Source organism: Candidatus Dormiibacterota bacterium, from assembly GCA_035532035.1.
Taxonomy (GTDB): Bacteria; Vulcanimicrobiota; Vulcanimicrobiia; order Vulcanimicrobiales; family Vulcanimicrobiaceae; genus Tyrphobacter.
In genome coordinates this window covers 1-21962 of the sequence record DATKRS010000005.1, presented here as the reverse complement: position 1 = coordinate 21962, position 21962 = coordinate 1, and the positions used below count along the sequence as shown (strand labels likewise).

At 65.7% G+C, this 21962-nt stretch carries 24 protein-coding genes; 1 reads left to right on the top strand and 23 read right to left on the bottom strand.

The genetic code is table 11. The features are described from left to right. The 4 genes from VMV82_02540 to lexA all read right to left on the bottom strand — a co-directional run. Positions 1 to 352 (bottom strand): PilZ domain-containing protein (locus VMV82_02540; protein HUY40429.1); only part of this gene is annotated, 352 nt, incomplete at its 3' end. Positions 353 to 393: 41 nt separating this feature from the next. Next, a complete protein-coding gene (locus VMV82_02535) occupies positions 394 to 1644 on the bottom strand; it encodes a methionine gamma-lyase family protein (protein HUY40428.1) in 1251 nt (416 codons plus the stop codon). Next, complete coding sequence (locus VMV82_02530) at positions 1641 to 2771, bottom strand: PTS transporter subunit EIIC (GenBank protein ID HUY40427.1); 1131 nt, start codon at positions 2769 to 2771, stop codon at positions 1641 to 1643. Before VMV82_02530 ends, VMV82_02535 begins: the two co-directional genes overlap by 4 nt. Next, positions 2725 to 3333, bottom strand: coding sequence for a transcriptional repressor LexA (gene lexA, locus VMV82_02525; protein HUY40426.1), 609 nt, complete (start codon positions 3331 to 3333; stop codon positions 2725 to 2727). Before lexA ends, VMV82_02530 begins: the two co-directional genes overlap by 47 nt. A 221-nt stretch (positions 3334 to 3554) precedes the next feature. Between lexA and VMV82_02520 the strand changes: the two genes are divergently transcribed. Then, a complete protein-coding gene (locus VMV82_02520) occupies positions 3555 to 3836 on the top strand; it encodes a LysM peptidoglycan-binding domain-containing protein (protein HUY40425.1) in 282 nt (93 codons plus the stop codon). A 165-nt stretch (positions 3837 to 4001) separates the two neighbouring features. Here VMV82_02520 and VMV82_02515 read toward each other — a convergent pair whose 3' ends face one another. The 19 genes from VMV82_02515 to VMV82_02425 all read right to left on the bottom strand — a co-directional run. Further along, positions 4002 to 4526 (bottom strand): Uma2 family endonuclease, encoded by a 525-nt coding sequence (locus VMV82_02515; GenBank protein HUY40424.1) that lies wholly within the window; start codon positions 4524 to 4526, stop codon positions 4002 to 4004. Positions 4527 to 4571: 45 nt separating this feature from the next. Beyond that, a complete protein-coding gene (locus tag VMV82_02510) occupies positions 4572 to 4898 on the bottom strand; it encodes a hypothetical protein (GenBank protein HUY40423.1) in 327 nt (108 codons plus the stop codon). 98 nt (positions 4899 to 4996) lie between these two features. After that, complete coding sequence (locus VMV82_02505) at positions 4997 to 5368, bottom strand: hypothetical protein (protein HUY40422.1); 372 nt, start codon at positions 5366 to 5368, stop codon at positions 4997 to 4999. Positions 5369 to 5473: 105 nt separating this feature from the next. Next, entirely contained in the window at positions 5474 to 5686 is a 213-nt protein-coding gene (locus tag VMV82_02500; protein HUY40421.1) for a hypothetical protein, read from the bottom strand. A 1-nt stretch (position 5687) separates the two neighbouring features. Continuing rightward, entirely contained in the window at positions 5688 to 5921 is a 234-nt protein-coding gene (locus VMV82_02495) for a hypothetical protein (GenBank protein HUY40420.1), read from the bottom strand. A gap of 188 nt (positions 5922 to 6109) precedes the next feature. Then, positions 6110 to 9901, bottom strand: coding sequence for a carboxypeptidase regulatory-like domain-containing protein (locus VMV82_02490; GenBank protein ID HUY40419.1), 3792 nt, complete (start codon positions 9899 to 9901; stop codon positions 6110 to 6112). A gap of 186 nt (positions 9902 to 10087) precedes the next feature. Further along, on the bottom strand, positions 10088 to 10966 hold the full coding sequence (sucD, locus tag VMV82_02485) for a succinate--CoA ligase subunit alpha (protein ID HUY40418.1): 879 nt from the start codon (positions 10964 to 10966) through the stop codon (positions 10088 to 10090). A gap of 7 nt (positions 10967 to 10973) precedes the next feature. Further along, positions 10974 to 12143 carry an ADP-forming succinate--CoA ligase subunit beta gene (gene sucC, locus VMV82_02480; GenBank protein ID HUY40417.1) on the bottom strand — a complete coding sequence of 390 codons (1170 nt, stop codon included), beginning with the start codon at positions 12141 to 12143 and terminating at the stop codon, positions 10974 to 10976. A gap of 157 nt (positions 12144 to 12300) precedes the next feature. Further along, positions 12301 to 13389, bottom strand: a complete 1089-nt coding sequence (locus VMV82_02475; protein ID HUY40416.1) for a redoxin domain-containing protein — start codon at positions 13387 to 13389, stop codon at positions 12301 to 12303. 165 nt (positions 13390 to 13554) lie between these two features. After that, entirely contained in the window at positions 13555 to 14262 is a 708-nt protein-coding gene (locus VMV82_02470) for a hypothetical protein (protein HUY40415.1), read from the bottom strand. Positions 14263 to 14287: 25 nt separating this feature from the next. Further along, positions 14288 to 15421 carry an acyl-CoA dehydrogenase family protein gene (locus VMV82_02465; GenBank protein ID HUY40414.1) on the bottom strand — a complete coding sequence of 378 codons (1134 nt, stop codon included), beginning with the start codon at positions 15419 to 15421 and terminating at the stop codon, positions 14288 to 14290. Continuing rightward, positions 15408 to 16247, bottom strand: a complete 840-nt coding sequence (locus tag VMV82_02460) for a 3-hydroxybutyryl-CoA dehydrogenase (protein HUY40413.1) — start codon at positions 16245 to 16247, stop codon at positions 15408 to 15410. The genes VMV82_02465 and VMV82_02460 overlap by 14 nt, the downstream gene beginning before the upstream one ends. Positions 16248 to 16283: 36 nt before the next feature. Beyond that, positions 16284 to 17612, bottom strand: a complete 1329-nt coding sequence (locus tag VMV82_02455; protein ID HUY40412.1) for an acetyl-CoA C-acyltransferase — start codon at positions 17610 to 17612, stop codon at positions 16284 to 16286. Next, positions 17609 to 18493 (bottom strand): cation diffusion facilitator family transporter, encoded by an 885-nt coding sequence (locus VMV82_02450; protein ID HUY40411.1) that lies wholly within the window; start codon positions 18491 to 18493, stop codon positions 17609 to 17611. Before VMV82_02450 ends, VMV82_02455 begins: the two co-directional genes overlap by 4 nt. 8 nt (positions 18494 to 18501) lie before the next feature. Beyond that, on the bottom strand, positions 18502 to 19101 hold the full coding sequence (locus VMV82_02445) for an isoprenylcysteine carboxylmethyltransferase family protein (protein ID HUY40410.1): 600 nt from the start codon (positions 19099 to 19101) through the stop codon (positions 18502 to 18504). Beyond that, a complete protein-coding gene (locus tag VMV82_02440; GenBank protein HUY40409.1) occupies positions 19098 to 20003 on the bottom strand; it encodes a GDP-mannose 4,6-dehydratase in 906 nt (301 codons plus the stop codon). Before VMV82_02440 ends, VMV82_02445 begins: the two co-directional genes overlap by 4 nt. Further along, the gene (gmd, locus tag VMV82_02435; GenBank protein HUY40408.1) at positions 19988 to 20956 is read right to left on the bottom strand and encodes a GDP-mannose 4,6-dehydratase; all 969 of its coding nucleotides are present in this window, start codon (positions 20954 to 20956) and stop codon (positions 19988 to 19990) included. The genes VMV82_02440 and gmd overlap by 16 nt, the downstream gene beginning before the upstream one ends. Further along, complete coding sequence (locus tag VMV82_02430; GenBank protein HUY40407.1) at positions 20953 to 21243, bottom strand: HigA family addiction module antitoxin; 291 nt, start codon at positions 21241 to 21243, stop codon at positions 20953 to 20955. The genes gmd and VMV82_02430 overlap by 4 nt, the downstream gene beginning before the upstream one ends. Positions 21244 to 21269: 26 nt before the next feature. Further along, positions 21270 to 21962, bottom strand: a 693-nt coding sequence (locus tag VMV82_02425) for an OAM dimerization domain-containing protein (GenBank protein ID HUY40406.1), incomplete at its 5' end; no start/stop codon positions are given.

The following is a 21962-nucleotide window of genomic DNA, read 5'->3' as shown; positions in this document are numbered from 1 at the left end:
GCTCCGGCGTCGCGCCGTCGAGCATCTTCGCGATCGACTCCTGATCCTCGGGCGCAATCTGCGTGAAGGCAACGCCGTGCGCGTAGCGCTTCGTCGCCGCCTCGAAGAACGAAAGGACGACGCGTCCGCGCGCGAGCGCCTCGCGCCCGCCCTTCGGCAACGTGAAGCGCAGCAGAATGCTCTGGCCTGCCGGAAGGTCCGTATTCATCGCCATGCGCACGCCGCCGGGGCTCAGATCGAGCGCGGTCGCGTCGAGCACCAACTCGTCACCGGGAACGATGACCGTTATGGGAAAGTCGACGGGCGCACGTCGAAAATGCCGGCGATTGGGGCTTTCATGCTGTTTTGCCACTGCGCGCAAGGTTCTCGTTTGAGCGCGCTGCCCCTTGCCGTCTATCCTTCGACGACGGCGCGCGCCGCGCACAGCGCACCCAGGGCGCCGTGCGCGAAGCTCGTCCCGCCCTGGAGATAGATCTCGTACGGCGAGCGCATCGGCGCATCGCACGAAAGCTCGATCGTCGCACCCGGCACGAAGGCGCCGCCCGACATGACGACCGGAACCGCGTAGCCGGGAACGGCTCCCGGCTCCGGACGAAAGCGCGCATTGAGCGGCATCGCCGCTTGCAGCCCCGCGGCAAAGCGCAGGAGCAGCTCCGGCGTTCCCAGCCGGATCGCCTGGACGATGTCGGTGCGCAGCGCACCCGGCGCGGGATCGACGTCGAAGCCTAGCTCGCAGAAGAGCGCTGCGGCAAAATCGAGACTGCGCAGCGTCTGCTCGACCACGAGCGGCGCCTGAAAGAGCCCTTGCACGAAGGCGCGCCCGAAGCCGTAACTCGGGCCGAGGCGGTCGCCCAAACCGGGGGCGTAGAGCCGCGCCGCCACGCGCTCGACGAGATCGGCGCGACCCGCGACGTAGCCGCCGCCCGGTGCGAGGCCGCCGCCGAGATTCTTGATGAGCGATCCCATGACGAGGTCGGCGCCGTCGTGCGTCGGTTCGCGCGTCTCGACGAGCTCACCGTAGCAGTCGTCGACGAGCACGAGCGTCTGCGGCGCCGCACGCTTGACCGCAGCGCACGCCTGCGCGCACGCGTCGACGCCGAGCGAGGGCCGCGGCGCATACCCGCGCGAGCGTTGAACGAAGACGGCGGCGACGCGCTCCCGCCCAACCGCCGCAGCGACCGCTTCGAGATCGACGGCTCCCGCGCGCAGGGGGATCTCCGCGTAGCGCACTCCCTGCTCGACCAATGCATGCGGCGCATCGGCGATCGCGTTGCGCAGCGTGTCGTACGGCGGGCCGGTGATCGAGAGAAGCAGCTCGCCCGGCGCGACGCACGCGCCAATCGCCGCAATGATCGCGTGCGTGCCGCTGACGATCGAGATGCGTGCGAGCGCACGCTCTGCGCCGAAGATGCGCGCGAGCAGCGACTCGTACCGCTCTCGCGCCGCGTCGTCGTAGCCGTAGCCGGCGGTCGCGGCGAGATCGCTCTCGGCGATGCCTTCGTCGGCGAAGGCACGGAGCACGCTCGCAGCGACGTGCTCTTGGGCGGGATACCGCAGATCCACGATGCGTGCCTGCGCGGTGCGCGCCGCATCGCGCACGCGGCCGCCGATGCCGAACGCGTCGCAGAGCAGAGCGGCGTTCACGCGTTCCCGTACCGCTTCTCGTACGCGCGCACGAAGGGAAGGTAGATGAGCGTTGCGACGGCGAGGTTCACGAGCACGAGCAGCGGTGCGCGCGGGTCGAGCGTCGCGAGATAGGTGGAGATCGGCGCCGGAACGAGCGTCGGAACGTAGAACGCCGGGCGCGCCACGAAGCCGAGCGCGATTGCGGCGTACGTGATGCCGGCGAGCACGAGCGGAGCGGCCACGAACGGCGCGACGAAGAACGGGTTGAGCACGACGGGTAAGCCGAAGAGCAGCGGTTCGTTGACGTTGGCCGCCGCAGGCAGGAGCACCGCTCGCCCCAGGCGCCGTAGGCGCGTGACGCGCGAAACCGCGAGAAGCAGCGCGAGCGGAAGCGTCGCGCCGGATCCGCCGGGATAGACGAAGAGAAAGAGCGACGCGACCACGAGATGCGGCAGCGCGTGGTGCGCGGAGTAGGCCGCCGTGTTCTGCATCTGCATCGTCAGATAGACCGGCGTCAGCACGGCGGCGAACATGGCCGGCCCGTGCACGCCGATGCACCAGAGCAACGACTGCGCCGCAACGATCGCGAGAAGCGCCGGAAAGGAATCGCCCAGGCGCGCCATCGGCTGCAGTGCAAGCGCGATAGCGTGCGAGACGTCGACGTGCGCGCCGAAGACGACGGCCGCCAGCAGCGCGAGGGCGATCGCCGCGCCGAGCGAGCGGCGCGAGAGCGCGATGCCGGCGCCGACGACCGCGGTTGCGAGCAGCGCGAGAAAGATGCCGGTCGTGCCGAGCAGGCGCAGATAGGTGAGCAGATCCGGCCCGAACGGCCGCGGCGCGATGAGCGCGAAGGCAGCAGCGGACGCGAGTACCACGACCGCAGGGTGATAGTGCGCGCGCCGCGCGAGGGCGAACGGGGTAGAGAGCGCGAGCGCGCAGGACATGACGCCGAAGGCCGGCAGAAACGCTGCCGGAAGGCCGACGAAGAAGAACAGCACCGCGCACGCGACGATCAGCGCGCCGAAGCCCCACGTAAACCCGTCGCGCACGGCGAGGAGAAACGGCGCTTGTGCAACGCGCTCGAGCGCCGGCCCTAGGCTAGAGGCGCCGAACCACGGCTTCCACGCGACCGACGATCTCGACATCGCTCGCGTAGATTGGCTCCATCGCGCGATTCTCCGGCTGCAGCCGCACGCGGCCGCTCTCCTTGAAAAAGCGCTTGACGGTCGCTTCTCCCTCGAGCATTGCGACGACGATCTCGCCGTTACGGGCGGTCTTCTGCGGCCGCACCATGATGAGATCGCCGTCCAAGATCGCGGCCTCGATCATCGAGTCGCCCTGCACGCGCAGCATGAACGACTCCGAGCCGCGGGGCACGAAATCGCCCGAGAGCACGAACTCGCCCTCGAGGTTCTCCTGGGCGGTGATCGGAACGCCCGCGGCCACCTTGCCGACGATCGGCATGACGATCGCTTCGGCCAAGGCCGAAGAGCCGGGGCTCGAGCGCAGGGCTCGGGGCTTGGTCGGGTCGCGCGAGATGAGCCCGCGCTTCTCGAGCGCCTTGAGGTGGGCGTGAATCGTGGAGGAGGACGAGAGGCCGACGCGCTCGCCGATCTCGCGTACTGAGGGCGGGTAGCCGTGTTCCACCGTGAAGCGCCGGATGACGTCCAGGATGTGCTGCTGCCGCTCCGTCGCAGGCTTCTCCATGGCCGGTTTCTCGGTCATGGCCCCTACGATAGCACAAGCAGGCCCGTCGTTGCAAACGTACGTTCGCGCGAACACGGGTGCGTCCAACGCCAGCCAGCTTGACAGCTGCCGGAGAGGGCATGCTAGAATGTAGTGGACGAACAGGCGTTTGGCCCGACATATGGGTACGTTTGGGTGCGAACGGAAGTTCGGCCCAAGATAGCGGAAAGGAGCCTTTGGAGATGCGGACGCGCAAACGGGTGAGCTTGGTCCCGGCAATAGCGCTGGCAGCGCTGAGCCTGTCGGTGACGCTCCCGGCGCTCTCGAGTGTCCGGCTCTACGCGGCCACGCCCCAGCGCTCGACCTTCGTCACGGTTCGCTCCGGCGACACCCTCTGGTCTATCGCAGCAGCCCACACGGCGGCCGACGGCAGCATCGAGTCGACGATCGATCGGATCAACGCGGTCAACCACCTCGGGACGGCTCCCCTCCAGCCGGGCGAGCGCCTGCGCATCCCGCTCTAAATCTTTCCTAGCACAGCGCTAAAGGGGCCGCGTGATACGCCGCGGCTCCTTTTTTATTCCTACGTTTGACCTAATCGGCACCACGGACCAGCGCACCGGATGCGAGCAAACATTCACGTTCGACGGGACCGAAGCGAAGACGCTCGACGAGTTCCCGCCTGCCCCTTAGGCGGATTCGTCGAGGCCTTCGAAAGCCGCGCGGACTTCGAATACGAGCCAGGGCAGCGCGGCACTCGCGAAGCGCTCGCTCTCACTGAATGCGCGTTCGCTATCGCCCTCGAGCGCGCGTATCGTTCTTGTCTGCGGATCCACATCGAGCACGAGAAGGCATCCGTGCGAGCGATAGACCGCGCTCTTTCGGCTGAGCACGGAGTGCTTGTCTTTCGGCGAGCGCACCTCGACAGCGACGTCGGGCGCGAATGGCGGCATTTCGCGTTCTTCGGTCGACAGCGGCGCCAGGCGTTCGTTCGAGACGAACGAGACGTCGGGTACGAGTTCCGAGCGCCCCGACTCGAGAAGACACCGCCACTCTGTCGCAACCTTTCCGCGTCCCTGCGCACACCGGCGCAGAATCATGCCAAGCGTCAGTTGGACGGTTGCGTGCCGCAGTTTCGGGCTCACCTTGCGCACCCGAACGCCATCGATGAGCTCCGGCTCCTGGATCTCCGAGAGGACCTCCGCCGCAAACATTGCACGCCATTCTAGCACGCGCGTGGGCAACCGCGGCAAGATCGCTCAGTGGTGGAAGAGTACCGCGAGGATGATCGTGACCCAAGAGCTTGCCGTCAGTCCCGCGAGGATATTGAACTTCGAATCGATCTTGCGGTCGAGCGCATCGCTGCGTAGGTCGATCTTTCGATCCAAACCGTCAAGGCGTCCGTCCATGGAGTTCAGTCGCCCGTCCATGGAGTTCAAGCGCGCGTCCATCGAATCCAGTCGCCCGTCCATCGAATCCAGACGCCCGTCCATGGAGTTCAGACGCCCGTCCATGGAGTTTAGTCGCCCGTCCATGGAGTTTAGTCTATCGGCTGTCTGCTCGTACGCGCCCTCCAGGCGCGCCATGCGTATGTCCATCGGCTGAACCAACCTCGTCCTCCTCGGCAGTATATCACAGCCGCTCTATCACGCGCGTGCGCGACAGCGGCAAGACTGTCGCAGAGCTACCGATGAACGAGCACCGCCAGAATGATCGTGACCCAAGAGCTTGCCATCAGTCCCGTGAGGATATTGAACTTCGAATCGAGCTTGCGGTCGAGCGCGCCGCATCGCGTGTCGATCTTACGGTCGAGTGCGTCGTACTTGCGGTCAAGAGCATCGTACCGCGTATCGATCTTGCGATCGAGCGCCTCGTATCGCGCGTCGATCTTCTGATCCAAGCCGTCGAGCCGCGCATCGATGGAATCCAGTCGCCCGTCCATCGAATCCAGGCGCCCGTCCATCGAGTTCAAGCGCTCGCCCATGGAGTTTAGTCGCCCGTCCATGGAGTTTAGTCTATCGGCTGTCTGCTCGTACGCGCCCTCCAGGCGCGCCATGCGTATGTCCATCGGCTGAACCAACCTCGTCCTCCTCGGCAGTATATCACGGCCGCTCTATCACGCGCGTGCGCGAGAGCGGCAAGACTGTCGAAGAGCTAAGCGTTACCGCTTCTCGATAGTGATAACGCTGTGGTCGGCGTGCTCGTCGAGAAAGGCGAGGCCTTCACTCATCCAATGATCGAGGCCGCCGCCCGAGTGTCGCGCGACCTCGCGCGCGATATGCGCGCGATCTTTGAGCCATGCCAGCTCCGCGCGCGTGGTCGTCGGATAGATTGCCTTGTTGCAATCTTCGCAGTAGTAGCCGTAGCGCGTCACGCTAGCGATGGAAGAGCACGGCCAGGATGATTGTGATCCAGGAGCTTGCGAGCATTCCCGCCAGGAGATTGAACTTCACGTCGATCTTGTGGTCGAGCGCGCCGTACCGGGTATCGATCTTGTGGTCGAGCGCGTCGTACCGGGTGTCGATCTTGCCGTCGATGGAACTGAGGCGCCCGTCCATCGAGTTCAGTCGATCGGCAGTCTGTTCGTAAGCGCCCTCTAAGCGCGACATGCGTGTCTCCATCAACTGAACCACCCTCGTTCTCCTCGGCAGTATATCACAGCTGCCTTTCACGCCGAACCGTAGCGATCGCAAGGGCGCGTGGCTCTCGCGCGGCACGATGAAGGCCCCGAGCGATTGCTCGGGGCCTTCGGGTTTCGCGTTTTCAGTCGCTTACCGTTTGCGACTCCGCATCAGGCTTAGAGGTGAATCTGCGCCTGGATGTAGAGGTTGAACGGCAGGTATCCGCTGGAGCCCACGTTGTTCGTGGCGTTCGGAGCGTACGACTGCAGTTCCCACGGAAGCGGGGTCACGCCGTTCGTCGCGGCGTTCGGGCTGTCGCCAACGTACCACCCTTCGCCCGGCACGCCACCGACGTAGTTGCCGTTCGGGAAGTAGCCGCAGGTGTGGACGCCTGCCGGAGCGGCAGTGGTCCACGGCTCATGCGTCCCGCCGAAGCAGGTGTGCCAGAGCGATGCGGCCGTCAACGTCAGACGGATCTTCGGCGAGAGGTCGTAGGTCGCCTGAATGTTGCCGACCACGATGCTCGGCTCCTGATAGGCTCCGATTCCCGCAAACTTGCCGGTCTGCGGATTCGGGACGTACAGGTAACCCCACGGCGAGATGCCGGCGATACCGGCCGTCGTGTAGTCGCAGGAGTACGGGCTGTTCGTGGTTGCCGTGTTCGTGCCCGCAGGGCTTTGGTTCACGGGGCACGACAGCGGGTCGATGCCCTGAGCGTCCATCGGCGATCCGTAGTAGACGCCCGCCTGATACTGCAAGCTTGGCGTGATGGCGAGTTTGCCCATGCGCCAGTTGAGGATCAGGTTGGCGACATACGGCGACGAGTAACTCGTCGCGTAGACGCCGTTTGCCGATCCGAAGTAGAGCGGCTGCGCCAGCTGCGAAGCTTGGTACCAACCGTTCGGATCGATATACGGCTGCGCCGACATCGTGTAGTACGGGTTGAGGATGGTATTCGACGCGGCGCCCGTGCACGCCGATGCAAAGCCGGCCGTGTAGCACGGTGCGGCACCGCCTGCGGTCTGGAGGTTCGGGTAGTTCTTGTTACAGAACGCCGTATTCGCCGCGTAGTACGCGCCGGTGTAGCAGTTGAAGGCGCCGATCGCCGAGTTATACTGCTGCGCCTGGTCTTGTCCGAGCAGCGGCTGGTACCTCACGGCCGCGTTGGTGTACGTGAAGGTCAGCATGCCGGAGAGGCCCTGCTGCGCGAAGTCGCCTGCTTGGAGTGCGAACTCCACGCCGTAGCTGCGGTAGACACCGACGGGGACTTGCGTGACGTATCCCGCGCCGATGAACGACTGCTGCTCCCAGTTCGACGAGTACGAGTAGAACGGCGTCAGCTTGAACGACCAGTTCGTGTTGGCGAAGTGGTGCTCGAGCGACAGGTCGTACTGCGCCGATGTCTCACCCGGAAGCGGGTGGAACGGCGAGAGGAACCCGAAGCCGAGGAAGTTCGCCCACTGACCGAGGTTGTTTCCGGACGAGTTGTAGTACTGGACGGCGGCCGTGAGCGGAGGCTCAGTGTAGCGGCCGGCCGAGAAGCGCCAAACCGTGTTCGGATCCGACTGGTAGGTCGCGGAGCCGCGAGCCGACCAGTAGCTTATGTCGTAGTGCGACGGCGAGGCGTCCGTGAAGAGCGGATCGCTGCCGATGCCGTCCGGATGGACGTACCCGGGCCCACATGAGCCGGCGGTCAATACCGGCGACGGAGGCGGAAACGCGCCCGGCCCTAGCGGCGTGAGCTTCGGGTGATTGGTCGCCGGATTCACGCACGCGTATCGCGCGAGAATCTGAGCATAGAACGCGTTTTGCGGATTGCTCGTATTCGGCAGGATGTAGTTGTAGTTGTCGTAGCGGCCCGCAACTTGGAAGAGCCACTTGTCGTTCGGACGCCACTGGTCCGAGAGATTGACGTTGTAGAACGCCGGCTCGACTTGGTTCCAGGAAGCCGACGCGTTGCCTTGCCAGAGCGTGATGTACTTCGCTCCCGCGGCCAAGGCTGCACCGCTGATCGCCGGCTCGCCGGTGGTCGCGTTACCATATGCGTTGCCGATGGTCGCGTTGTAACACGGCGTCGGCGTCATTCCCGTGGTCCAGCACGTGTAGGTGCCGCCGCTTTGGGAGACGAGGCCGATCGGCGAACTCTTGGCATTAGAGCACGCCGGATTTGGTCCGTACCCAGGCGCTCGGAAGTTGCCCGCGCCCCCGGGGCACGAGGCGTTCGTAAAGGTAAACGCATCCGCGTACGTCGCGGGGATGAACCCGGTGTTATTCCAGCGACTCGTCGTCGCCGTCACGTAGTTTGCGGTGAACTGAATGAGGTTCGCATCGTTGATCTGATCGGCGAGCGTAATCGACGCACCGCCCGTGTGCGTGATGAGGTCGTAGTCAGGCGAAACGACGGAACCGGTACCGAAGTCGTACCCGTAGGCCGAGTTCTGACCGTCTTCGTTCCAGTCGGTGAACATCGTATAGGCGTAGATACGCATATACGCGCTGTCGCTGAAGGGATGCGTCCACTGCAGCTTCCCGATGCCGACGTCGTTGTGGTAGAGATCTTGGTGATTCGGCATGAGCGGCGCCATGAACGCCCGATTTTCTGGGCTGTTCGGCTGGTAGTAGTACTGGTACGGCGTTCCCACGCCGCCCGTTCCCGCGTTCACCTGTGAGCCGAAAGGCAGATTGTAGGTCGTCGCGTCGCTATATGCCGGATAGTTTACGCCGGCTGCATAGACGTTGCCGGTGTTGTTCAGCGTGTACTGCGCAACGCCGGGGCCGTTGTCGATCGGCGAGTTGTTGAAGAAGGTCTGCATCGCCGAGTCGCTCCAGAGGATCTGAAAGTCATCCTTCTGGCCGTCGCGGCGCGGAACGCCGAGATGGAGGTTGACGACGTTTTCACGATCGGTGAGGAACGTGCCGCCGTCGAACGGACCGGCATGCGAGAAGCAGTCGAAGGCGTGCGACGTCGCCGGAACGGCATTGCCGCTGAAGAAGCCCTGGTTCGGGTTGCAGAGTCCAATTACGCCTTGACCCGATGGCGTATTGAGGAATGCAAACATGCCCGCATACGAGTCGTAGACCGAGCCCGGCGTCGCGAGTGTTCCGCCGTTCTGTTGGTCGACGTTGCGGAAGGCCTGGTTGTAGCCGCTGATGCCGACGTAGTACGAGAAGTTGCGGTCCGGCGTTGCGCCGCCCGCCTCGAACTGCGCCTGGTGATAGAAGGCCTCGGTAGCGATGCCGGCGTTGATCGAAGCGAAGCCCGGATACGTACCGGTCTTGATGACCTGGTTGATGAATCCGGAGATGCCGTTCGATGAGACGCTGACCGGACCGCCGCCCGTGTAGATCTGCAGCTCTTGCAGACCCAAGCTCGATTCGGTCGAACTGTTGTACTGGTCGAACGCGCGGTTGACCGGAACGCCGTCATACTCGAAGCCGGTCGTCCACGGCAGTTCGCCGCGCACGACGACCATCTGGTTCCAGCCGGCGCCGCCGGTCGGGACGTAGAGACCCGGAACCGACGCGATGGCCGAGTAGGCGCTGTTCAGGTTACCGCCGCCGCCGAGTGCTGCAGACGCTTGCTGCTGCGCCGGCGTGACGTTGTAGATGTCGCCGCCGACACCGGGTTTGACGAGATTGGACGCAGTCGTCCGCTCGGTCGCGATCACGTGGATCGCGCGCGGCGTGATGACCGTGACCTGCTGCGTCTGGTCGGCGAGAACAGTCGTGCCCGCAATAGACACGCTCTGATATCCGTCCTTATTGACGCTCAGAGTGTACGTATCGGGCTGGAGCACCAGGAACACGAAGTGTCCCGTTGCGTCCGTCGTGGTGGTTGCAGTCTGCGACGGCGAGGAAGCCGTTACCGTAGCGCCGGCAACTGGAGCTCCCGTGTCGTCATTGACGACGCCTGCGAGACCACCGGTGACGCCTGCCAGTGCCCATGTTCCCTGGAACAGGAATGCCACCGCGAGTATCGCGGCTGTAGCCACACGACGGAGGGTCCGTGATGAACGCATTACCTAAACCCTCAATCTGTTTTCGAGTGATAGTGCGCAGCCAGGGGGCCCCCTCCGGCATGCGCCTTCAGCAGACTCCCAGACAGCGTATGGGGGGTTCCTTCGTCCGGCAGGGCCCTGTTCCTTTAGGGACTCTTAAGAAGCGTTCGCTAGCGCTTTTCTGAGCAAACCGGGAATGGCCGAGGGCCGGTCCGCCACCGGGACGCCGATCGCCTCGAAGGCCTCGACCTTGCTCCGGGCCGTGCCGAAGTTGCCCGAGACGATGGCCCCGGCGTGGCCCAGCGACTTGCCGGGCGGCGCGTTGCGGCCGCCGATGAAGGCGACGATCGGGGTCCCGGCCAGGTGCTCGCCGATCCAAGCGGCCGCATCCTCCTCGTCGGAGCCGCCGATCTCGCCGCAGACGACGAGCGCCTGCGTCTGCGGGTCACGGGCAAACTCGCGCAGGCAGTCCACAAAGGTGCTGCCGATGATGGGGTCGCCCCCGATCCCGACGCACGTCGATTGCCCGAGCCCGGCACGGGTGAGGCCGTCGACCACTTCATAGGTCAGGGTCCCGGAACGCGAGATCAAGCCGACGCTCCCTTGGGAGAAGACATGCCCGGGCATGATGCCGACCGAGGCCTTCCCCGGTGAGATGAGGCCGGGGCAGTTCGGGCCGATGATCCGCATGCCGCCGGTGCTGCCGACGACCTTGAGGACGTCGTGCACTGGCACGCCCTCGGTGATGCAGACGGCGAGCGTGATGCCGGCCTCGTGCGCTTCGTAGAGCGCGTCGGCGGCAAACGGCGGCGGAACGAAGATGACGGTGTGCGTCGCGCCGGTCTGCGCGACGGCCTCCCTGACGGTGTCGAAGACCGGAAGCCCGTGCTCGCTCTTCTGCCCTCCTTTGCCGGGCGTCACCCCGCCGACGACGTGCGTGCCGTACGCGAGCATGCGCCCCGTGTGGTACGAGCCCTCGCTCCCGGTGATCCCCTGCACGATCACCTTCGAGTTCTGATCGAGAAAGATGCTCATCGACGAATCATGGCGTTGCGGCCAGATCGACCGCTCTGCTCGCGCCTTCGTCCATCGTCTCGACCGGCGTCATCCCGGCTGCAGCGAGAATCGCGCGGCCTTCTTCTTCGTTCGTGCCCGTCAGGCGAATCACGAGCGGCACCTTGCGCGAGCGCGTCTGCTCGAGCGCGGTCACGATGCCGCGCGCAACTTCGTCGCCGCGCGTGATGCCGCCGAAAATGTTGATGAAGAACACGTTTGCGCCGGTATGGTTCATCACGAGCTCGTAGCAGCTGCGTACGCGTTCGGCGTTCGCACCGCCGCCGACGTCCAGAAAGTTTGCGATCTTTCCTCCGGCGCTCGTGACGGCGTCCATCGTCGCCATCGCGAGGCCCGCGCCGTTTGCCATCGTGCCGACGTTGCCCTCGAAGCGGCGGAAGTTACGGATGCCCAGGCCCGCCTGCGCCGCGAGCGTCTCGTCCTCGTCGAGCGGCAGAACTCTCTGCCACTGCGCAAACTCGGGATTGCGAAAGAGCGCGTCGTCGTCGAGCTCGACCTTCGCGTCGGAGGCAATCACCTTGCCGTCGGCCGTTAGCGCGAGCGGGTTGATCTCCACGAGCTTCGCGCCGTACCGAAAGAACAGATCGTAGAGCGCGCCCGCGATCGCGGGAAAGGCCTTGCGGTATCCCGGCTCGAGATCGGCACCGAAGGCAAGCTCGCGTCCGATGAACGGCGAGTAGCCGACGGCGGTGTCGACGAAGTGCTTCACGATCGACTCGGGATGGTTCTCGGCGACCTCTTCGATGTCCATTCCGCCGAAGCGGCTCACCATGAGCACCGGGCGCTTGTGCGCGCGGTCGACGGTGATCGCGCAGTACGCCTCTTTCGCGATCGGCAGCCTCTCCTCGACGAGCACCGAGTGAATCGGCTCGCCCTTTGGATTCTGGCGATTCGGCGGCATCGGCGTCGCCATGATCTCGCGCGCGACGCTACGCGCCTGTTCGGCATCGTTTGCAAACTTGATCTTGCCGGCTTTTCCGCGCCCGCCCATGAGCACTTGCGCCTTGACCACCCACTCGCCGGGATGTTGCGCGACGAACGCGGCGGCCTCGTCGGGGCTCGTGCAATGCTGCGAACGCGGCACGGGAATGCCCGCGCGGCGGAAGAGCTCCTTCCCCTGATACTCCATGAGGTTCATGCAGGGGCGGCTCGTTCGCCGCGCCCGACTTCCACCCTGCGCGCGTGCCTTGTTGCTTCCATGGAACGGCGTGATGGAGCGACGTTGGGGCGTCTCGATGGTGTCGACGGCGGCACCCGTCGCTGCACGTGCGCGATCGAAAGATTGCTAAAGCTTGCTAGTGAGACCCGGGAACCTCGCAGGACTCGAAGGCGAGATCGTAGATGCCCAGCCCCGCACCTTGCGGCATCAAGCGAAGCTCGCGGTTCGGCGCGTACTGCGCGTTGTCGATCACGTCGTACGCGCGCGGCGCGTCGACCTCGACGTACGAGTTGCCGTTCGCATCGTAGTGAAGATCGGTGCCGGCATCCCCGCGCGCGACCGGCTTGCCGTCCTGCGTCACGGCAACGCGCACCGGCCCGTGCAACGGACGCATCACGATCTCGACTTGAATGGCGTGGTAGCGCATCGCGAAGTAGCCGTTGCCCGCGTCCGAGACCGCCGCGTCGGTCGTCATGTGCCAGTAGCCTTGCAGATAGACCGCGCCGTCGCGATGACCGCCGGTGTCGGCGTAGTCGCTGACCATCGTGCGGCTCTGACCGCTCGCGTCTGCGACCGACTGATGCCCGACGAGCGACTCGGCGGTCTTCGGGTAGCAGACGGCGCCGGGCTTGTCGTAGCTGTCCTGCGGAAGCAACGCCATGAGCGGCGGCAGATCGAGATTCGGCTGCGTTACCTTCAAGATGAGCTGAATCTTGCGCTCGGTGTCGGGATATCCGCCCTCACCGGCGAGGCTCTCGACGAGCTGCTCGTTGGGCGCGAAGAGAAACTCGTGCGGCCAGGCGTCGTTGTGATAGCGATTCCAAATCGTGTTGTGGTCGTCCATCACGATCGGCCACGTGATCCCCAAGCGCCGCGCCGCCGCCTCGATGTTCGCGCGCTCGCCCGAGAAACCGAACTCCGGCGTGTGCACGGCGATGATCTCGAAGCCGTACTTGTGATAACGTTTGTACCACTCGCGCAGGTACGGCAGCGTGCGCAGACAGTTGATGCACGTGTACTCGAAGAAGTCGACGAGCACGGTCTTGCCGCGCAGATCCGCGGGCGTGAGCGGCGGGCTGTTGATCCAGCCGGTGTTGCCGTCGAAGCTCGGAATACCGATGCTGTTGAGCGCGGGCTGCGCGGGCGCCCACGCGGGATGGAAGAGCGCGACGGCCAGGCCGAGAGCGGCCGCCGCCGCCAAAACGCGAGACATACGCTGCATCATTACCTCGAAAGTTCTGCCCGCGGCCCAACCGGTCGCGCGCCAACGGATGAATCTTTTTCAATATAGCACGCCGGTGCATTCGTTCCCTAGCCGAGCGCTACAACCGCGTGATGGATTCTGCGTTGGGCGTTTCGATGGCATCGACGGCCAAGCTGATACCTTGCGTCAGGCGGCTTTCCGCCCGAGATACTCCGCAACGATCCACGCCGACGCGGCGATCCCGAGCGTCTCCATGCCTTCGCTCCAGTTCGGAAAACTCTGGCTATCGGCAAAGAGCGCGGGCAGCCATACCAGCAACCCGAAAGCCACGATCATCGCCGCGAGCAATCGAGACGCGAGCCGGGCCAGGAGACCCGTGAGCAGTGAGATAGCGGCAAGAGCGAACGCGGCGGTGGTAGCGATCGCCCAGAACGTTTGTCCAGGTGGAATCCATTTCGGGACGAGGCTCGCCGTTTCCGAGAGATAGAAAAGCTGCTCCAGCGCGAACGAGACGACGCAGATGCCGAATGCGTAGTACCCGATCCGAGCCAATCTTGCCGTTCGCGTCGAGGCGATTGAACCGGAACACGCATAGAGTAGCGCGGCCCCCGAGACGAATGAGAGTTGCTCGAAGAAGTTGCCGAAACCGTTGTAGACGAGCGGATGCGCGATGACAGAGGGTAGCGCCAGCAAGGCGAAGGCGGAGTAGATCGCACCCAGTATGACAGCACCCGCGCGGGCCGTTCTCGGCAGTTGAACGGCTACGCCTCCGAGGATTTCAATGGCAGACGCGATGCTGTGCGGCCAATTGTTGAAGTCGTGCCGCGCCAAGACGCAGATACCGGAGCCGATCGCCGCCAATCCATAGGCGTAACGCCCGAGAGAGTATTTCATTGCACCGCCTTAGCCGACACGCGCTTTACTCGAGCCGGCCGAGCAGCGAGCGCGCGATGATGAGCTGCTGGATCTCCGAGGTGCCCTCGTAGATTTCGGTGATCTTCGCGTCGCGATAGTACCGCTCGACGGGGAACTCCGTCGTGTATCCGTAGCCGCCGTGAATCTGCACCGCTTCCGCGGCGTGCGTGCGCGCCGCCGTCGAGGCAAAGAGCTTCGCTTCGCTCGCTTCGACGACGAACGGCTCGCCCGCATCGGCGAGCGACGCCGCCTTCCAGACCAAGAGACGCGCCGCCTCGAGGTCCGTCGCCATGCGCGCGATCTTGAACGACACGCCCTCGAAGGCGCCGATCGGTTTCCCGAACGCCTGGCGCTGCGACGCGAACGCCAGCGAAGCGTCGAGACACGCCGCGAGGATTCCCGCGGCTTGCGCGGCGATCCCGATGCGGCCGCCGGCGAGCGCGGTCATCGCGCCGGCAAAGCCGGTGCCCTCTGCGCCGAGCAGCGCGCTGCGCGGTACGCGAGCGTCGTCGAATCCCAGATCGCACGTGTCGCTGGAACGGATGCCGAGTTTCTCGGTAACACGCTCCACGCGCACGCCCTGCGTTTTAGGATCGACGAGAAACGCGCTGACGCCCTTCGCACCGGGGCCGCCGGTGCGGAACATCGCCATGACGACGGCGGCGAAGCGCCCGTTCGTGCACCACTGCTTGCGCCCGGAGAGCACGTAGGCGTCGCCGTCGAGCGCCGCGCTCGAGCGAATGTTCGCGGCGTCGCTTCCGGCGTCGGATTCGGTGAGCGCGAATCCCGCGATCGCGTTCTGCGACGCGAGCATCGGAAGCCATGCGCGCTTCTGCTCCTCGCTGCCGAGCCTGTCGATGACGGCGCAGATCATCGAGTGCACCGAGAGCGTGGCCGCGCAGCCTGCGTCGACGCGCGCGATCTCCTCGACCGCGAGCGCGTACGCCACGTAGCCCGCGCCGGCGCCGCCGTAGCGTTCCGGCACGAGCATGCCCATCAGGCCCGCATCGGAGAGCGTCGCAAAGAGCTCGCGTGGGAAGACGTGCTCGCGATCCCACGCCGCGACGTGCGGCGCGATCTCGCGGCGCGCGATCTCGGCGGCGACGTCGCGAATGGCGCGCTGCTCAGGGGTAATCATAGAAGCCGCGGCCGCTCTTGCGCCCGAGCCGGCCGGCCGCGACGTACTGCGCGAGCAGTGGGCACGGGCGGTACTTCGAATCGCCGAAGCCGTCGTGCAGCACCTGCATGACCGAGAGGCACGTGTCGAGGCCGATCAGATCGGCGAGCGCGAGCGGGCCCATCGGATGGTTCATCCCGAGCTTCATCACCGCGTCGATGGCCTCTGCCGAAGCGACGCCTTCGTAGAGCGCGTAGATCGCCTCGTTGATCATCGGCAGCAAGATGCGGTTCGAGACGAACCCGGGGAAGTCGCGCACTTCGACGGGCGTCTTCCCGAGCTGTTCGGCGAGCGCGCGCACCGCGTCGCACGTCTCGTCGGAGGTTTCGAGCCCGCGAACGATTTCGACGAGCGGCATCACCGGAACGGGATTCATGAAGTGCATGCCGATGACGCGCTGCGGGCGGCGCGTCGCCGACGCGAGCCGCGTGATCGAGATCGAGGAGGTGTTGCTCGCGAGGATCGCCTGCGACGGCAAAGACGCATCGAGCACCGCGAGGAGATCGAGCTTCGTCTCCAGGTTCTCGGTTGCGGCCTCGATCGCAATCTGCGCCGTGAAGTGTTCGAGCTTCGGCGTCGCGCGAATCTTGGCAAGCGCGTCGTCGCGCTCCATCGCCGTGATGCGCGACTTCTCGACCGCGCGATCGAGGTTCTTGCGTATCGACGCGATGCCGCGCTCGATGAGCGCACCGTCGCGGTCGTTGAGAAGCACCGTATGGCCGTGCTGCGCGGCAACCTGCGCGATGCCCGCGCCCATCTGCCCCGCCCCGACGACTACGATCTCCACGGCGTCATCCTGAGCCTGTCGAAGGATGGCAATGGGTTACTCGACGCGGATCAGGAGCGCGTCGCCTTGCCCGCCGCCCGAGCAGATCGCGGCGATGCCGAGGCCGCCGCCGCGTTTACGCAGCTGGTTGATGACGGTCGCAGCCAGACGCGCGCCGGAAGCGCCGATCGGATGGCCCATCGCAACCGCGCCACCGTAGGCGTTGACGCGGTCGAGGTCGAGGCCGAGATTACGCGCCGACACGATCGCAACGGACGAGAAGGCCTCGTTGATCTCCCACACGTGCACGTCGCGGGCATTCACGCCGTTCTTGTCCATGAGCTTCTGCGCGGCCATCGCCGGCGTCAGCGCGATGTACGGCGAGTCCCAGGCAACGCCCGCGTGATCGACGATGGTGGCGAGCGCCTCGTGCCCGCGTTCTTTCGCGAAGCGTGCGTCGGCGAGAACGAGCGCCGCCGCACCGTCGTTGACGCCCGGCGCGTTGCCGGCGGTAATCGTCCCCTCCCGCTCGAGGGGCTTGAGCTTCGCCAGCGCTTCGATGCTCGCGTCGGCGCGCACCGCTTCGTCGCGGTCGACGACCGTGTGCGGCAGCTCGCTCGTGGTAAACGGTGCGTAGCGTTCGTAATCCAGCGTGAACCGCTCCGACGGCGTGTGATCCCAGACGCCGCCGCGGCCGCCGACTTCGACTGGGACGCGCAGCTCGCCGCGGCGCGGCAGGCGCTCGACGACGAGCTTATCCTTCGCTTTGTTCGCGACGCGCAGCGGCACGATCTCGCCGGCGAAGTTGCCGGCTTCGTGCGCCGCGTGCGCGCGGCGGTGGCTCTCGTAGGCAAAGCGATCCTGTTCTTCGCGCGAGAGCTTCAGCTCGGTCGCGACGATCGCTCCCTGCGCCGACATCGTCATCGGAAAATACTGGTCCCACAGACCGTCGTAGATCATCGCGTCGACGAGCGTGCCGTCGCCGAAACGGTATCCGAAGCGCGCGTCGCGCAACAGGTACGGTGCGTTGGACATCGACTCCATGCCGCCGGCGCCCACGACGCGCAGCGCTTCCGCGTTGATGCTGCGCATCGCGCTCGCAACCGCGAGCATGCCCGAGGCGCACACCTTGTTGACGGTTTCGGCGGTGACGCTCTTGGCCAACCCCGCTTTGAAGAGCACCTGCCGGGCCGGATTCTGGCCGGCGCCCGCCTGCAGCACCTGGCCGAAGATAACGTGTTCGACGTCCGAAGGATCGACTGCCGCTGCCTCGATGGCGTGAACGAGCGCCGCCGCACCGAGCGTGGTTGCGGGCAGCGATGCGAGCGTGCCGCCGAGTTTTCCGAACGGGGTGCGCGCTATTCCGAGAACGACCGTGGACGTCATGCGGTAGGCTTCTCCACCGTGGGGAACTCCGCCTCGCATTCGGTCCCGCAGTGCTCGCGCTCGATCTGCAGGGTTACGTGCGTCATGTCGAAGCGCTCCCGCAAGACGCCGCGCACCACGCGCAGCGCGTTCTCCTCCTCGCCCGCGCGCGCGACGAGCACGTGCGCCGAGAGCGCGTCCGCGCCCGCGCCGATCGACCATGCGTGCAGCTCGTGCACGCCGACGACGCCCGGCACCGAACCGATGGCCTTCTCGATCGCCATCAGGTCGACGCCGCGCGGAACGGCTTCGAGAAGAATGTCGAGCGCTTCGCGCACCATGTGCGCGACGCCGGCGACGACGATCGCGCACACGACGAGCGAGAACGCCGGGTCGAGCCACGCGCGATGCGTCCATGCGATGAGCGCGCCCGCGATCAGCACGGCGAACGAGCCCATCGCGTCGCCGGCGACGTGGATGAAGGCACCGCGCGCGTTGATGCTCCGGCGCGCGCCTTGCAGCAAGAGCAGGCCGGCGCCAACGTTGCCGAAGAAGGCGACGGCGGAGATCGCGGCCATCGTCGTTCCCTGCGGGTGCAGCGGGTGCATCAGCCGCTGCACGGCACCGTACGCGATGACGGCGGTGATGCCGAGCAGCAGCGCGCCGTTGAAGACCGCGCCGAGCACCTCGAGCCTGCCGTAGCCGAAGGTCTTGCGCCGGTTCGCCGGCCGCGCGGCAAGATACGACGCGACGAGCATGATGCCGATGGCGAACGCGTCGGTGCCCGCGTGCACGGCGTCCGCGATCAATCCGAGCGATTGCGCGCGCAGGCCGCCGTATACTTCCACGGCGGCGACGACGAGACTGACGGTGAGCGCCGCAGAGAAGCGGCCGTACCGCACGGCGACCGTTAGGCGGAGATCGACTTCAGCGCGAGCAGTGCGAGCATCGCTCCGAAGGTCACGAAGGTCTTGCTCTCGGCGTTCGCGATGACGCTCGGATCCCACGCTTGCGCGCCGTCCGGCGCCGGCTCGACGTGCGGCAAAATCCGCGGAACGCGCTCGCAATAGCGTTCGAACTCATCGCCGAAGCGCTCGCGCAGATACTCTTCTTCGTGCGGCACGATTGCGGCGTAGAGTCCGGCCATCGTACCGAGCGCGCCGAGCGCGAGCGCGCAGCGCCCGAGCATCGAGTTCTTTCCGGTGAACGCGACCGTGAAGCCGAGCGCGGTGATGAAGTTCCCGAGGTAGAGCGGATTGCGCACGTACGCATAGGGGCCGGAGGTCACGAGCTTGGCAGCGGTGACGCGGTCGTTGCGCGTCGTCTCGCCCGAGTACCCGACGGCCCAGCAGCGCAGCAGCTCGCCGGCAGCTGCCGCCGGCAGCCCGACCGCAACGCTGAAGGCGCTCGGTTTCCCGAACGCGGCGAGCAGTGCCGCCGGCGCAGCAAGCAAGAGACCGCGGTTTGCGAAGACGAAGGCTTGGAGTTCGTCGGAGAGCGGATCCGTCACAGCGCTACTCTGTTACGCGCGTCGGCGTAGATGTCCCGCAACGACGCCACCAGAGCGATCTGCGGCGACCAGCCGGTGCGCGCGACGAGCTTCTCGTTCGATCCCACGGTGATCGCAACGTCGGCGGGCCGCATGCGCTGCGGGTCGGTGCGAACCTCCACGGGAACGTGCGCGATCGTAATCAGCTCGCGCAGCAGGTCGCGCATCGCGACCGCCTTGCCGCTGCAGACGTTATAGATCTCGCCGCGCTCGCCGTGCCGCGCGAGCGCGACGTACGCGCGCACGACGTCGCGCACGTCGAGCACGTCGCGCTCGGCATCGAGATTCCCGACCGAGAGTACCCTCTGGCCGCCCGCCGCGATCTTCGCGAGCCCGAGCGCGAACGACGCGACCGCGAAGCGCTCGCTCTGCCCGGGGCCGATGTGATTGAAGGCGCGCGCGATCACGACGTCGCCGCCGAAGGCGTGCATCTCGCCGATGAGGATTGCCTCTGCCGCGGCCTTGCTCGCCGCGTAGGGATTGCTCGGCTGCGGCGCCAGCGTTTCGCGCAGCGGAAGCTCGGCGGGCTCGCGCGCACCGTACACCTCTGCGGAGCTGGCGAAGAGCACGCGCGGCGTGGGCTTCACGCTCGCTGCGTATGCGCGGACCGCTGCGAAGAGCCGCGCGGTGCCGAGAACGTTGACCGCGTAGGTCTGCTCGGGATCGCGCGTCGATTCCGGAACAAAGCTCTGTGCCGCAAGATGAAAGACCGTGTCCGGCTCTGCCCGGTCGAGTGCATCGCGCAACGCTGCTGCGTCGCCGAGATCTGCGTCGCACGCGACGCCCTCCCAGCCGTCTTCGGCCAGAGCATGCAGCAGATGCGGACCGACGAACCCACTCGCCCCGGTTACGAGTGCGCGCAACGCTCGAGGTCCGCACGTACCATCATCTCGACGAGCCTCTCGAAATCGACGGACGGCTCCCATCCCAGCTCGCGCTTCGCCTTCGAGGCGTCGCCGATCAGCAGATCCACCTCCGCGGGGCGCACGAAGGCAGGATCGATGACGACGTAGCGCTCGTACGAACCGAGGCCCGCGACGCGAAACGCCGCTTCGACGAAGTCGCGCACGCTGTGCGTCGTGCCGGTTGCGATCACGTAATCATCGGGCTTGCCCTGCTGCAGCATCAGCCACATCGCGCGCACGTAGTCGCCCGCAAAACCCCAATCACGCTGCGCGTCGAGGTTGCCCAAGCGCAGCTCCTTTGCAAGCCCGAGCTTGATGCGCGCGACGCCGTCGGTGATCTTGCGCGTCACGAACTCCTTTCCCCGTCGAGCTGACTCGTGATTGAACAGTATTCCGCTGCAGGCAAAGATATCGAACGACTCGCGATAGTTCACCGTGATCCAATGGCCGTAGACTTTTGCAACGCCGTACGGGCTGCGCGGATAGAACGGCGTCGTCTCGCGCTGCGGCGACTCGTGCGCTTTGCCGAACATCTCCGAGCTCGACGCCTGATAGAACCGAATGCCCGGATCGGCCGCGCGCACGGCTTCGAGCACGCGCGTGACGCCGAGCGCGGTGAACTCACCCGTCAGCACGGGCTGGTCCCACGAGGTCGGCACGAACGATTGCGCCGCAAGGTTGTAGATCTCGTTCGGCTTGACGCGCTCGACGATCGCCGTGATCGACGCTTGATCGAGCAAGTCGCCCGAGACGAACTCGATCTCGCCTGCGAGATGACGAATGCGCTCGTGCACGTCGGTGCTCGTGCGCCGCGTCATCCCGACGACGCGATAGCCCTTCTCGAGCAGCAACTCCGCGAGATACGATCCGTCCTGCCCCGTGATCCCCGTAATCAGCGCGGTCTTCTTCACGCGATCCGCACCTCGCGCTCGATCGTCACGCCGAAATCGTCGCGCGCCCTGCGTAAATCATAGTCAGCTTGGAGTCCGATCCAAAGCTCTGCGGATGTACCGAAGTAGCGAGCCAATCGAAGGGCCGTGTCGGCCGAGATCGCCCGGCGCCCGCGGATGATCTCGGTAATGCGATTTGAAGGGATGTGCAGATCGAGCGCGAGCTTGTTTGCGTTGAGCTCTCGCGGAACGATGAACTCCTCGAGAAGGATCTCCCCGGGATGGATGGGCGGTAGTCTCCTGCTCATTCTCGTCATTTACTACACGACGCGTATTACGTCAAGCGTTCCGCCATGCGTTGCGCGATGAAGGACGCGACCTCGCTCGGCAACGTTCCGCGTCCGAAGCCTGCATCGTAGCCGAGTTCGGCGGCAAGCAGGTTCGTCACGCGCGGACCGCCGCAGACGAGCAGCACGCGGTCGCGAATGCCTTCTGCTTCGAGTAGGTCGGAGAGCGCGGTGAAGTTCTTCACATCGCTCTGCTTCTGCGTGACGACCTGCGATACCAGAAGCGCGTCGATCTCGCGCTCTTTCGCAAAGCGCATCAGCGACTCGACCGGCACCTGGCTGCCCAGGTTGAAGACCTCGAACGACGCGTAGCGCTCGAGCCCGTAGTCGCCCTTATAGCCCTTCATATTGAGGATCGCGTCGATTCCGACGGTGTGCGCGTCGGTGCCGATGCAGGCGCCCGCGATCTTGATCTTGCGGCCGAGGCGCTCGCGCACGAAGCGATCGACCTCCTCCATCGACATCGCCGGCGCCTGGACGGAGGACGGCGCGATCGCGTCGAGGTCGACCGCGTGCGGGCTGGACGCATACATAATGAAGAACGAGAAGCCGGCCGCCGCAGGGCGCCCCTCCGCGACGTGCACGTCGCGAAACCCCATCGCCACGGCCAGGCGCCGCGCGGCTTCGTCGGCCCGCTCGCTCCATTCGATCGGCAACGTGAAGGAGAGCTGCACTTTTCC

Coding starts and splice junctions, on each gene's coding strand:
- VMV82_02530 (HUY40427.1), bottom strand. CDS start 2,771: ATGTCGAGATCGTCGGTCGCGTGGAAGCCGTGGTTCGGCGCCTCTAGC.
- lexA (HUY40426.1), bottom strand. CDS start 3,333: ATGGAGAAGCCTGCGACGGAGCGGCAGCAGCACATCCTGGACGTCATC.
- VMV82_02520 (HUY40425.1), top strand. CDS start 3,555: ATGCGGACGCGCAAACGGGTGAGCTTGGTCCCGGCAATAGCGCTGGCA.
- VMV82_02515 (HUY40424.1), bottom strand. CDS start 4,526: ATGTTTGCGGCGGAGGTCCTCTCGGAGATCCAGGAGCCGGAGCTCATC.
- VMV82_02510 (HUY40423.1), bottom strand. CDS start 4,898: ATGGCGCGCCTGGAGGGCGCGTACGAGCAGACAGCCGATAGACTAAAC.
- VMV82_02505 (HUY40422.1), bottom strand. CDS start 5,368: ATGGCGCGCCTGGAGGGCGCGTACGAGCAGACAGCCGATAGACTAAAC.
- VMV82_02495 (HUY40420.1), bottom strand. CDS start 5,921: ATGTCGCGCTTAGAGGGCGCTTACGAACAGACTGCCGATCGACTGAAC.
- sucD (HUY40418.1), bottom strand. CDS start 10,966: ATGAGCATCTTTCTCGATCAGAACTCGAAGGTGATCGTGCAGGGGATC.
- sucC (HUY40417.1), bottom strand. CDS start 12,143: ATGAACCTCATGGAGTATCAGGGGAAGGAGCTCTTCCGCCGCGCGGGC.
- VMV82_02475 (HUY40416.1), bottom strand. CDS start 13,389: ATGATGCAGCGTATGTCTCGCGTTTTGGCGGCGGCGGCCGCTCTCGGC.
- VMV82_02470 (HUY40415.1), bottom strand. CDS start 14,262: ATGAAATACTCTCTCGGGCGTTACGCCTATGGATTGGCGGCGATCGGC.
- VMV82_02465 (HUY40414.1), bottom strand. CDS start 15,421: ATGATTACCCCTGAGCAGCGCGCCATTCGCGACGTCGCCGCCGAGATC.
- VMV82_02455 (HUY40412.1), bottom strand. CDS start 17,612: ATGACGTCCACGGTCGTTCTCGGAATAGCGCGCACCCCGTTCGGAAAA.
- VMV82_02430 (HUY40407.1), bottom strand. CDS start 21,243: ATGAGCAGGAGACTACCGCCCATCCATCCCGGGGAGATCCTTCTCGAG.